This is a genomic window from Ruminococcus sp. Marseille-P328 (assembly GCF_964249465.1).
In the GTDB taxonomy this organism is placed as follows: Bacteria; Bacillota; Clostridia; order Lachnospirales; family Lachnospiraceae; genus Blautia_A; species Blautia_A faecis.
The window spans coordinates 91467-103915 of sequence record NZ_CAXUBQ010000014.1; the positions used below are offsets into that span (position 1 = coordinate 91467).

Annotated in this window: 11 protein-coding genes and 1 riboswitch; of the genes, 10 read left to right on the top strand and 1 reads right to left on the bottom strand. The window is 43.7% G+C overall.

What is annotated here, in order from left to right:
- The first annotated feature begins 192 nt into the window (after positions 1 to 192).
- The 9 genes from ACESTK_RS11435 to ACESTK_RS11475 all read left to right on the top strand — a co-directional run bounded on the left by ACESTK_RS11435 (position 193) and on the right by ACESTK_RS11475 (position 10688).
- Positions 193 to 2391, top strand: a complete 2199-nt coding sequence (locus ACESTK_RS11435; RefSeq protein ID WP_373119775.1) for a DNA topoisomerase 3 — start codon at positions 193 to 195, stop codon at positions 2389 to 2391.
- Between the two features lie 215 nt (positions 2392 to 2606).
- Positions 2607 to 3278, top strand: coding sequence for a YkgJ family cysteine cluster protein (locus ACESTK_RS11440; protein WP_195700114.1), 672 nt, complete (start codon positions 2607 to 2609; stop codon positions 3276 to 3278).
- Positions 3279 to 3729: 451 nt separating this feature from the next.
- Positions 3730 to 5214 (top strand): AAA family ATPase, encoded by a 1485-nt coding sequence (locus ACESTK_RS11445; protein ID WP_118583860.1) that lies wholly within the window; start codon positions 3730 to 3732, stop codon positions 5212 to 5214.
- Positions 5215 to 5306: 92 nt separating this feature from the next.
- On the top strand, positions 5307 to 5813 hold the full coding sequence (locus ACESTK_RS11450) for an NUDIX domain-containing protein (protein WP_173769749.1): 507 nt from the start codon (positions 5307 to 5309) through the stop codon (positions 5811 to 5813).
- 204 nt (positions 5814 to 6017) lie between these two features.
- Positions 6018 to 6124: riboswitch (TPP riboswitch) on the top strand.
- Between the two features lie 145 nt (positions 6125 to 6269).
- Positions 6270 to 6566, top strand: a complete 297-nt coding sequence (locus tag ACESTK_RS11455) for a thiamine-binding protein (RefSeq protein WP_118583864.1) — start codon at positions 6270 to 6272, stop codon at positions 6564 to 6566.
- Complete coding sequence (locus ACESTK_RS11460) at positions 6535 to 7317, top strand: ABC transporter permease (protein WP_118583866.1); 783 nt, start codon at positions 6535 to 6537, stop codon at positions 7315 to 7317. Before ACESTK_RS11455 ends, ACESTK_RS11460 begins: the two co-directional genes overlap by 32 nt.
- Positions 7310 to 8317 (top strand): ABC transporter substrate-binding protein, encoded by a 1008-nt coding sequence (locus tag ACESTK_RS11465; RefSeq protein ID WP_187566396.1) that lies wholly within the window; start codon positions 7310 to 7312, stop codon positions 8315 to 8317. The genes ACESTK_RS11460 and ACESTK_RS11465 overlap by 8 nt, the downstream gene beginning before the upstream one ends.
- Before the next feature lie 114 nt (positions 8318 to 8431).
- Positions 8432 to 9184 carry an ABC transporter ATP-binding protein gene (locus ACESTK_RS11470; protein ID WP_373119778.1) on the top strand — a complete coding sequence of 251 codons (753 nt, stop codon included), beginning with the start codon at positions 8432 to 8434 and terminating at the stop codon, positions 9182 to 9184.
- Between the two features lie 178 nt (positions 9185 to 9362).
- Positions 9363 to 10688, top strand: a complete 1326-nt coding sequence (locus ACESTK_RS11475) for a Na+/H+ antiporter NhaC family protein (protein ID WP_173735503.1) — start codon at positions 9363 to 9365, stop codon at positions 10686 to 10688.
- 94 nt (positions 10689 to 10782) lie between these two features.
- On the opposite strand, the gene ACESTK_RS11480 is transcribed toward ACESTK_RS11475, so the two are convergent.
- Complete coding sequence (locus ACESTK_RS11480; protein ID WP_373119779.1) at positions 10783 to 10938, bottom strand: DUF6783 domain-containing protein; 156 nt, start codon at positions 10936 to 10938, stop codon at positions 10783 to 10785.
- 137 nt (positions 10939 to 11075) lie between these two features.
- Here ACESTK_RS11480 and ACESTK_RS11485 point away from each other — a divergent pair, with 137 nt between their 5' ends.
- Positions 11076 to 12428: an MFS transporter gene (locus tag ACESTK_RS11485; protein ID WP_173769751.1), complete on the top strand. Its 1353-nt coding sequence runs from the start codon at positions 11076 to 11078 to the stop codon at positions 12426 to 12428.
- Positions 12429 to 12449 lie beyond the last annotated feature (21 nt).

Sequence of the window (12449 nt, forward strand, 5' to 3'; positions counted from 1 at the left end):
ATGTAGATTCTCTGTCTTTTATGGTTACATAATAGCATTGGTGGGATCGTTTTACAAATTAATTTTAACAAAATATTCTTAAAAATTTCTGAAGTGTGTTATAATGTAACTATTCCTTAACAATTATGGAGAGGATTTCACTGTTTGCTTAAGCAGACATCATCAAATACGAAAATAATCAGGAGTGTATACATGAAATCACTTGTAATTGCGGAAAAACCGTCCGTTGCCAGAGACATTGCCCGTGTTCTTGGCGCAAACCAGAAAAATGGTGGTATTCTCGAAGGCAAAAACTATGTAGTAACCTGGGCACTTGGACATCTTGTAACCCTGGCTGACCCGGAAGAATATGACAGAAAGTATGAAAAATGGGAAATGGCGACCTTGCCCATGCTCCCCAAGGAGATGAAGCTGGTAGTCATCCGCCAGACAGGCAGGCAATTTTCCGTAGTAAAGACTCAGCTTTTCCGAAAAGATATTGGAGAAATCATTATAGCCACAGATGCAGGACGGGAGGGAGAACTTGTGGCCCGCTGGATTCTGGAAAAAGCAGGCTGCCATAAGCCAATTAAGAGACTGTGGATTTCCTCAGTCACAGATAAAGCAATTAAAGAAGGCTTTGCCAATCTGAAAGACGGGCATGACTATGATAATCTTTACCGTGCAGCTGTTGCAAGGGCAGAAGCAGACTGGCTGGTGGGAATGAATGGTACCAGAGCTCTCACCTGTAAATACAACGCCCAGCTTTCCTGTGGCAGGGTGCAGACCCCCACCCTTGCCATGATCGCAAAGCGCGAAGAAGAAATCCGCAAATTTGTGCCAAAAGAATATTATGGTATTTCTCTGGAGACCCAGGATGTGAAATGGACCTGGAGAGATGAGAAAACAAAGAGCTTCCGTACTTTTTCCAGGGAAAGGGCAGAGCAGATCAAAGGCAGGCTGGAGAACGCTGCTCTTGAAATAACCAGTGTAGAGAAAAAAGCAAAAAAGACTATGGCCCCGGGCCTGTACGACCTGACAACTTTGCAGAGGGAAGCCAACCTGAAATATGGTTTTTCTGCAAAAGAGACCCTGAATATTATGCAGCGCCTTTACGAAAACCACAAAGTACTCACATATCCCAGAACCGATTCCCGATACATTGGAAAGGACATTGTTCCTACTATTAAGGAAAGACTGAAGGCCTGCGGAATCGGTCCGTACAGAAAGCTTGCTGGCGCACTTATGAATAAGCCTGTGCAGGTGAATGGAAGTTTTGTGGATGATAAGAGGGTCAGTGACCACCATGCGATCATTCCGACAGAACAGTTTGTTCATCTGGACCACATGACAAATGAAGAACGGAAGATTTATGATATGGTTGTCCGTCGTTTCCTTGCAGTTCTTTATCCTGCAAGCCAGTATGAGCAGGTGACCATGGAGGCGAAAGCGGCAGGAGAAACTTTTGCCGCCAGCGGCAAAGTGATAAAGAGCCTAGGCTGGAAGGAAGTTTACGAAGGCGGAGCAGATGATGATTTGGAAGATGAGGCGGATGATGAGAAAAAACTGAAAGACCAGCGTCTTCCGGAGATGAAAACCGGAACCAGACTAAAGATTTTGAAAACTTCCTTAAATACAGGAAAAACAAAACCGCCAGCAAGATTCACAGAGGCAACTCTTCTTGCAGCTATGGAAAATCCGGTGAAATTTATGGAGACAAGGGACAAAGAAGCGGTGAAAACCCTGGGAGAGACTGGGGGCCTTGGAACCGTTGCCACAAGAGCAGACATTATTGAGAAACTTTTCCATTCCTTTATGATGGAGAAAAAAGGCAATGAGATCCATATTACCTCCAAGGCAAAACAGCTTCTGGAGCTGGTGCCGGAAGATCTGAAAAAGCCTGAGCTCACGGCTGACTGGGAGATGAAGCTTTCCCAGATTGCAAAAGGCAGGATACGTCAGGGGGATTTTCTTCACCAAATCCGTGACTATACCTGTGAAATTGTAGATGAGATCAAGAACGGGGAGGGCACGTTCCGCCACGACAATCTTACCAACAAAGTATGTCCGCAGTGCGGCAAAAAACTTCTGGCTGTCAATGGAAAAAACAGCAAAATGCTGGTATGCCAGGACCGTGAGTGCGGCTACCGTGAAACGATTTCCCGCACTACTAATGCCCGTTGTCCGAAATGCCATAAACGTATGGAAATGTATGTGAAAGGTAAGGAAGAGATGTTTGTCTGCCAGTGTGGTTATAAGGAGAAGCTTTCCGCGTTCCAGGCAAGACGCCAGAAAGAGGGCGCAGGAGTAGGCAAGCGTGATGTGCAGAACTATCTGCGCAGGCAGCAGAAGGAGGCAAATGAGCCGGTGAATAATGCTTTTGCACAGGCATTGTCTGGAATTAAGCTGTAAATACAGAGGATAGATAATACGGAGATGCTGTTGATGGCAGCATGTTATATTACTGTTCACTGGCAATGTTCCGCGAGACGTTTTTTGTGAATATCGTTTACAGAAAAAACGGGAATCTCAGCGGGAAATCATGGGAATGCATGATTTCTGTGCATCGCGAAGTGAACCGTAACCTTGTTTGTCCACAAAAAAATAAAAGAAAGAGGAATTTGCATATGCGCCGAGAAGTATCTTTGGAAGAGATTTCCGACGGAAGACTTTATGAATTAAACGATATGGTAAAGGCAGACTGCCAGGATTGTGCAGGATGTCATGACTGCTGTGAGGGAATGGGGGATTCAGTTGTGCTGGATCCCATGGATGTGTACCGTCTGTGTACGAATCTGGGAAAAACACCACAGGAACTGGTAAGCACAGGGCTGATCCAGTTCGATGCCATGGATGGGAATATTCTGCCTCATCTTTGCATGAGTGGAAAAAGCCAATGCTGTGTTTTCCTGAATGAACAGGGACGGTGCAGCATTCATAACTTCCGTCCTGGGTTCTGCAGACTTTTCCCATTGGGACGTTTCTATGAAAATGGTGGATTTAAGTATTTTCTGCAAACCCATGAATGTAAGAAGACAAGCAGGAGCAAGATCAAGGTAAAGAAATGGATCGACACTCCGGATCTTCGCCAGTATGAAAAGTTTGTAGCTGACTGGCATTATTTTTTGCTGGATGTGCAGGAGGTTCTTTATAATGCCACAGATGCCCAGCTGATCAAAAATCTGAATTTATATGTGGTGAATCGTTTTTATATGAAAACATATGAAGTGGGCAGAGATTTCTATGAGCAGTTTGAAGAAAGACTGACAGAAGGAAAGCAGCTGTTAAGTCTGGCATAATTGAATAGAAAAACTCCCGGAACACTTGAGCCTGTTTGAAAAATCTTACAGAAAGCTTTTTCAGACACGCTCTAGAGCGCCCGGGAGTCTTTTATTTTTAGATTGCAGTATTCCATTAGAAGCTTTGGGAGGGACTATGGTGTCTGCGCACTAAAAATCAGAAATATATATCAAATGTTAAGTGAAAATCAAATTGTTGAAAAGTAGTCCGTATAATAGAATACACGAATTTCTCCATTTTGGCAAGAGATTTTTTGTAAAAAACTAAGAAATGCCAAGATATATAAAAAATAAGATAGTTACTGGTCACAAAGTGAACAATAATACAAGACAATGCTGCATTATGAAACAGGCCAACTCATTCTGGACATTAGAGAAAAATGTTGTTATAGTAGATAAGAGAAATTAGAGAAATATATCCCTTTAAATACACAGGAAAGAGGAAAAAGCTATGCCAGTATTTGATTTCAGCGGTGCTTCTGCAAGTAAAGCGGAGGCAAAGTGTACTTACACAACATTTCACAGCAGCCATACGAAGCCTTCACCGGAGCAGCCGATCATGGTGCTTGACAATAAAGAGAGACAGTGGAAACATCATTCCTGCGGTGTGTTTACCAATCCGGTAAACCGTACTGCTTTTGATTTTAAGGAAGAAGACGGTAACCATACAGCAGATGTGGTGAAAATTGATTCCAGATTTACCAGTCTTTTGAAATGGCTGGGAGACAGCAGGATCAATGTACGTTTGTCTGGTACTAACAGGGAGGACGGATATGCGGTATACCGCATTCGCGAAACTGCTTTTGGCGGCGGCACAAAGCTTTCCGCAGAGGATGGCTTTCTGCAGTTTATGATCGAGAGACTTCTGGAGAGTAATGCACCTGCTGAGGCAGAAGAGGATGAGGAACAGGAGGAAAACGGTGATGAGATGAAACTTACCAGCATTCAGAGCATTACCGATTTTATGACCTGCGCAGGCAAAACACTGCCGGATAATATCAGACTCTGGACCAGAAGAAATCTGGCAGTGGCAAGATCCAGTGAAGTTTCCCAGGAAGAGCGCCATCATGCGCAGAGGGCTCTTTCTATTATGTTGAATATCCAGTGGAAGAACAATTATTTTGAAGCAATCGATCCTGTTGAGGCAAGGAGAATCCTGGATGAAGAGCTTTATGGAATGGAGCGTGTGAAACAACGTATTATCGAGACGATTATCCAGATCAACCGTACACATACCCTTCCGGCCTACGGACTTCTTCTGATCGGACCTGCCGGTACTGGCAAATCCCAGATAGCCTATGCAGTTGCAAGAATCCTGAAACTTCCGTGGACTACGCTGGACATGAGCTCAATTAACGACTCCAAGCAGCTTACCGGAAGCCCCCGTATTTACGCAAATGCAAAGCCCGGAATTATTATGGAGGCATTTTCCATGGCTGGTGCCTCTAATCTGGTATTTATTATTAACGAGCTTGATAAGGCAAATTCCGGCAAAGGAAATGGAAATCCGGCAGATGTACTTCTTACGCTTCTGGACAACCTTGGATTTACAGATAACTATATGGAGTGTATGATCCCAACTGGTGGTGTGTATCCAATTGCTACTGCAAATGACCGTGACCAGATCAGTGCACCGCTGATGTCCAGATTCGCAGTAATTGATATTCCGGATTACACAGCTGAGGAGAAGAAAGTAATCTTTTCCAGATTCTCTCTTCCGAAAGTTCTTAAGAGAATGCATATGGAAGAGAGTGAGTGCATTATCACAGAGGGTGCGCTGGAGGCAATCATCCAGCGTTATTCCAATACTTCAGGTATTCGTGATCTGGAGCAGGCAGCAGAGCACATTGCGGCAAATGCACTGTATCAGATCGAGGTCAACCATGTAGAGAAGGTAGAGTATACCAGAGAGATGGTGGAGGAACTTCTGAAATAGAAAAGATGAATTATTATATTCGATAACAATATTCGCAAAATAATCATAATATAAAAATATACAAGAGAAACATATAACAGGAGTGATAAAAATTGGAATTCTGGGACATCTATGATATTAACAAGAAACCTACAGGCCGTACCATGAAGCGAAACGACTGGTGCTTAAAAGACGGGGAATACCATCTCACCGTACTTGGAGTAGTGGCAAGACCAGATGGTACGTTTCTCATTACCAAACGTGTGATGACAAAAGCCTGGGCACCAGGCTGGTGGGAAGTTTCCGGCGGTGCAGCACAGGCAGGGGAATCTTCTTATGATGCTGTACTCCGCGAAGTGAAAGAGGAGACAGGCCTTGATGTAAGCGGTGCGCAGGGCGGCTATCTTTTTACTTACAAAAGAGAGAATCCAGGGGAGGGAGACAACTATTTCGTAGATGTTTACCGCTTTGTGATGGATGTGAAAGAAGAAGATCTACACCTTCAGGAAGAAGAGACAGACGGCCACATGTTTGCCACTCTGAATCAGATCAAGGAATTTGCAGCCCAGGGAAAATTCCTGCACTATGACAGTATTCAGGCTGCCTTTGAGAATCTGTAGATTTATTATATATTCTGCAGGAAATAACTGTGATATGCAGGGAGATTTTTTTTACGAATTCTGATGAAATGGGAATATTAATTAGAGCGTGCTGGTCAGACTGCGAGCAGTACAATTCTGTTAAGGGTATGTAAAATATAATTGAGATAAAAATAGTTTCTTGTAATTTGAAGAAAGGTGTATTATAATAAGCAACGAAATCTGAATAAAGACCAGGGGAGTTTCAATTGAGAAGCTGAGAGTAAGGTAGTCCTTAGACCCTTTTAACCTGTTGGATCATGCCAGTGTAGGAAGTGTTTAACGATGTAATTAGGAGCATTTGTCTGGATGGCAGGTGCTCTTTTTTCATACTGACTGACAGAGCCTGTTCAGTTCCGTCACAGTTTCAAGAATGGTTCTTATTCGATTTTTAACGCAAAGTCCTGTTTATGGGACAGAAAATAGGAGGAAAAGAAAATGAACGCAAGTGTAGCAATTCAGGTACTGCCAAATGTACAGGATGAAGAGGAAGTTATCCGCATTGTAGACGAGGTGATCGCCTACATCAGATCCACTGGTCTGAACTATTATGTAGGACCATTTGAGACCACCATTGAAGGTGATTACGACCAGCTGATGGATATTGTAAAAGAGTGTCAGCATGTAGCTGAGCGCGCAGGCTGCAAGGCTATGAGCGTATATGTTAAAATTGCATATAAACCAGAAGGGGATGTACTTACCATTGAAAAGAAAGTTACCAAACATCACCAGTAAGATACCTCCAATTGCAGCCATGGCCGTGATTCTGCTTGGCTGGGAAGTGGTAAGCATTTCGGGAATTGTTCCCTCCTACATGCTTCCATCTCCGGTAGCAGTGCTGACAGCCCTGTTTGGCGATCTGCCAACCATACTTTTCCATGCGAAATTCACTTTGCTGGAATCCTTTTACGGACTTCTCATTGGAATCGCGCTGGCATTTGTGTTTGCAACTATGATGGATCGGTTCCGTGTAATGGATCAGGCATTTTATCCGATCATGATCATTACGCAGACCATACCGACCATTGCCATTGCGCCAATTCTGGTGCTTTGGATGGGATTTGGAATGGCACCGAAGATCACTCTGGTTGTGATCACCACTTTTTTCCCAATTACAATCGGACTGCTGGATGGATATAAAAGTGTGGATCCGGATGCCATTCGTCTGATGAAGGCCATGGGAGCCAGCCGGGCACAGATTTTCCGCCATGTGAAATTTCCAGGTGCTTTGCCCCAGTTTTTTTCCGGGCTGAAAATATCTGCTTCCTATGCAGTTGTAGGAGCAGTTGTTTCTGAGTGGCTGGGTGGATTTAACGGACTTGGTGTTTATATGACCCGTGTAAAAAAAGCATATTCTTTTGATAAAATGTTTGCAGTCATTATCTTCATTGTGATCATCAGCCTTTTACTTCTTCTGGCAGTAAATATTGTCAGCCGGATCACAATGCCATGGCTGCAGGTAGAAAAGGAGAAAAATCATGAATAAGAATCTGAAAAAAGTAATCGCACCAGTTGCAGCGGCAGCTATGGTGCTTGCAGTTCCTACAGGTGTATACGCAGAAGATGGTGCACAGGAGAAAATCACATTCTGCCTGGACTGGACACCGAATACCAACCACACCGGACTTTATGTAGCACAGGCAAAAGGCTACTACGAAGAAGCTGGTCTTGATGTGGAAATCGTTCAGCCACCGGAAAATGGGGCAGCCCTTATGTGCGCAGCAGGTCAGGCTCAGTTTGCGATCGAGGCCCAGGATACCATGGCTGCTTCCCTTGCACTTGACGAGCCTCTTGGAATCACAGCAGTTGCAGGAATCATTCAGCACAACACCTCCGGAATCCTTTCCCGAAAAGGTGACGGAATTGATAAACCAGCCGGACTTACCGGAAAAACCTATTCCACATGGGATTCCCCAATCGAGCTTGCTATGCTGGAAAATGTTGTAAACGGCGACGGCGGAGATTTCAGTCAGGTTACCCTGATCCCTAATGATATTACAGATGAGCCTGCAGCACTTGCTGCCAATCAGACGGATGCCATCTGGGTATTCCAGGGCTGGGGCGGAATCAATGCTGACGTAGAAGGTGTAGACTGCGACTATTTTGCATTCTCTGATATCAATCCTGTATTTGACTACTACACACCGGTTATCATTGCAAATAACGACTATCTTGCTGAGAATCCGGATCAGGCGAAAGCATTTATGGAAGCAACTGCAAAGGGATATGAGTTTGCAGCAGAGAATCCGGATGAGGCAGCACAGATCCTCATTGACGGCGATAATACAGGCTCTCTGAAGGATGCTGAAGATCTTGTAAAGAAGAGTCAGGAATTCCTTTCCACAAAATACATTGACGATGCAGAAAGCTGGGGCGTAATTGATGCAGACAGATGGAATGCATTCTACAAATGGCTGTATGAGAACCAGCTTTGCGACAAGGATCTTACTGGAGTCGGATTTTCTAACGAGTATCTTCCACAGTAAGGAATGAAAGAGAAAGAAATTAACGCATAGAGCTATTCTGTCAGGAAAATTTACCCCGATTTTTGCGGAAAATGGAACTGGTTATAGAAGTAGCACTGTGCATAAGGAACGAATATGTCATCAGAACAAAATAAAGTGATTTTAAGAGCAGAACATATTTCAAAAACATACGGTGAAAAAAAGGTTTTGGAGGACATTTCCATTTATCTGGAGCAGGGGGAACTGGTTTCCCTTCTGGGAGTCAGCGGTTCCGGAAAGACCACATTGTTCAATGTGCTTTCCGGTATTATCCCACCTGATGAAGGAAAGGTCTATCTGAAAGATCAGGATGTGACTTCCACACCTGGAAGCATCAGTTACATGCTGCAGAAGGATCTTCTCCTTCCCCACAAGAAAGTGATCGACAATGTAGCACTTCCCCTTGTACTGAAAGGCGTGAAGAAAGCAGAAGCCAGGGAAAAGGCCAATCCGCTTTTTGCAGAATTTGGTCTGGAAGGCACCCAGTATCAGTATCCAAGCCAGCTGTCCGGCGGTATGCGACAGCGTGCGGCTTTGCTTCGAACTTATTTAAGTTCCAGCGGAGTTGCCCTTCTGGATGAGCCTTTCAGTGCACTGGATACATTGACAAAGGCCAGCGTGCATAAATGGTATCTGGAAGTTATGCAGCATATTGATCTGTCTACCTTGTTTATCACCCATGATATTGATGAGGCCATTCTTTTGTCCGACAGGATTTACATCCTGAACGGAACTCCGGGAACCATCAAAGATGAGATCGTGATCCAGGAGAGAAAACCAAGGGCAGAGGATTTTGCATTGTCAGAAGAATTTTTGGAATATAAGAGACAGATTATCAGCAAGCTGTAGTTTTTCGGTTGATGAAAATAAAACTTCCCGGCAGGTTTCATACTACCTGAGTTTGAGCGCTCAGAAGCAGAAGCCTGCCGGGATCTTTTTATATAAAATATCCAGTTGACTTGCTATTGTGAAGCGGACACAAAAATGATACTATTAGTACTATAACTAAGAAGGAGAAAAGTGTAGGATGAGGAAAAATGAAAAAAGAAATGGAAAAGCACTGCTTCCTATAGTAGTGTTTGTTGTTTTGTATCTGGGGCTTGGCATATTATTTGAGTATGGTCTGGATATCGAGATGGGATTTTATAAAATTCCCGTTGTCGTTATATTTCTGGTTGCATTACTTGTTGCCTGTATACAGAACCGCGAGCTTAAATTGGATGATAAGCTGGAAGTTATGGGGATGGGAATCAGTGATCCTAACATTATTACAATGATCATAATTTTTATGCTGTCAGGTATTTTTGTAGGTATAGTCGGAAGAACATCTGCAAACAGTGTTGCATATTTTATTTTGTCACTGGTTCCGCCTCAGTTTGCAGTTGTTGTGCTTTTTGTGGTTAGCTGTTTTGTTTCTCTTGCAATGGGTACCTCTGTAGGAACAATTACGCTGATTGTTCCAATTGGAGTTGCAGTAGCAAGAGTATCCGGATTTGCACTGCCGGTTTGTATTGGTTCTGTCATGAGCGGCGCCATGTTTGGAGATAATCTGTCATTTATATCAGACACAACCATTGCTGCATGTAATGGACAAGGCTGTGAAATGAAAGATAAATTTAAGGAAAATTTCTTTATTGCACTGCCGGCTGCCATTGCCAGCATTGTTATTCTGCTGGTTTTGTCTGTGAAAAATTATAATGGTGGATTTATCGAAGAAAAATACGATTTAATACAGACCGTTCCCTATATTCTGGTTCTTATAGGTGGTATCATCGGATTTAATGTATTTTTCGTACTGATTACAGGTATTCTAAGTGGCTCAGTTATTATGATTGCAACAGGAATGATAGCACCAACAGACCTGATCGGAAATATGGGAACTGGTGCTGCAGGGATGTTTGAAACCAGTATGGTTGCGATTCTGGTAGCTGCAATCTGTGCCCTGATCAAGGAGTACGGTGGATTTTCCGCTTTATTATACTGGATAAAGAAAGTGTTTAAAGGAAAAAAAGGCGGACTCTTGGGAATGGGATTGTTGGTTGGGTTAATGGATATTGCAACTGCCAATAATACAGTTGCGATCGTTATGGCGAACCCGATTGCAAAAGAAATGTCAAAGGATTACGGTATCAGCGCCAGAAAAGCTGCTTCTATCCTGGATACATTTTCCTGTATTTTTCAGGGTATTTTACCGTACGGAGCGCAAATGCTGGTTGCTGTTTCTGCTGCAGCCAGTTTAGGAGAAGTGGTCAGTGCATTTGATATACTTCCAATGCTGCTGTATCCTTATATGCTGCTGCTTAGTTCACTTGCTTTTATATTTACCATGAAAGTTCCGGATGGCAGACAGTGAATGGAGAAGCCTAAGCCTGTGCTCACACATACCTATCTGCTCTGCAGAATTGAGGAAGCGTATGAGCTCTTTGAAAATAAGAGAGATGGCGTAATTAAAGTGGCTGTGGAATGCTGAATAAAATCCGCAATCTGCACGCCCACTTTGCGGTATATTCTACCCGAATTCGGTTGCTGCCCGCTATGGCGCCCTCATCCGGATAAAATCTTCCACAAATTGTGACGCACATCTTGCAGAAAGCCTTTTTCAAACACTTGCAAGTAAATTATTACCTATAAAACAGTAATAAATTCTGTGAAAATTGTGCAATAGTAATGATTCGTATATTGTGAAGCGGGCACAAAAATGATACTATCATTATATAAAGAAGCAGGAGGTAAGTACGTGATGAAGAAACTTACAACAGCAAAAATATGGCAGTTTGCAGCAGGTCAGTTTGGATGGGCAATGTTGTCCGGAATCATTTCAAACTGGCTTGTGTATTTTTATCAGCCAGATGAAACCGCCATCAGCCAGGGGCAGAACGTATTTATTCCACAGGGACTGGTGGTGCTTGGCATTTTCACTATTATCGGAGGAATCACAGCCTTCGGGAGAATTTTTGATGCTTTTACAGATCCTATGATCGCGTCCTGGTCGGACCGGTGTACAGCCAAAGATGGACGGCGAATTCCATTCCTGAAATGGGCGTCCTTGCCTCTGGCACTTTCCACAGTGCTGGTGTTCTGGTCCCCGATTAATGAGAAAAGCTGGCTCAATGCAGCGTTTTTGCTGGTGATGGTTCTGGCCTATTACCTTTCCATTACAGCTTATTGCACACCGTATAATGCCTTGATTCCGGAGCTGGGACATACTCAGCAGGAGCGGCTTAACATTTCTACGGTGATTTCCTTTACATTCATTGCAGGAACTGCAGTTGCATACCTGGCACCAACTATCTGGGGTGCATTTATCCCGGCATTTGGACGTGTTGGCGCCATCCGTGTCACCTTCACGCTGATGGCAGTGGTGGCATTTATCTGCATGCTGATACCGGTATTTTGCATTCGGGAAAAGGATTACGTGGACACAGTTCCAGCAAAAGAGTCTGCTTTTCGCTCCCTGACTGCTACGTTTAAGAATGGAGAATTTTGTAAATTTGTGGGCTCCGATATTTTTTACTGGATCGCCCTTACCATGTTTCAGACAGGTCTGCCTTTCTTTGTGACCAGCCTTCTGAAGCTGCCGGAGACGATGACAACCCTGTATTTTGTGGGGATGACAGCATTGTCTTTGGTATTTTACATTCCGGTAAATAAGCTTACCCCGAAACTGGGTAAGAAAAAGATGATTCTATTTGCATTTGCTGTATTCAGTTTGGCTTATTTCTATACAGGATTTATGGGAAAAATGAGCTTTATTCCGGAAACCGTACAGGGATTGATCCTGACGGTGGTGGCAGCGCTGCCGATGGCGATTTTCGGAATTTTGCCCCAGGCGGTTGTGGCAGATATCGCCCAGAGTGATTCCATCACATCCGGAAGCAACAGGGAAGGAATGTTTTATGCGGCAAGAACCTTTGCATTCAAACTGGGCCAGAGTCTTTCCATGCTGATCTTTACTGCTGTTTCTACGATTGGAGCAGGAGAGGGAACTGGTTATAGAATCGCAGCCTTTGGCGCAGCGGTGTTTTGTATGGTGGGCGGAATTATTCTGGTGTTTTATAATGAGAAGAAGATTAATGGGATTATTGGGGGATAGTAATAAAGTATTAAGCCCTTC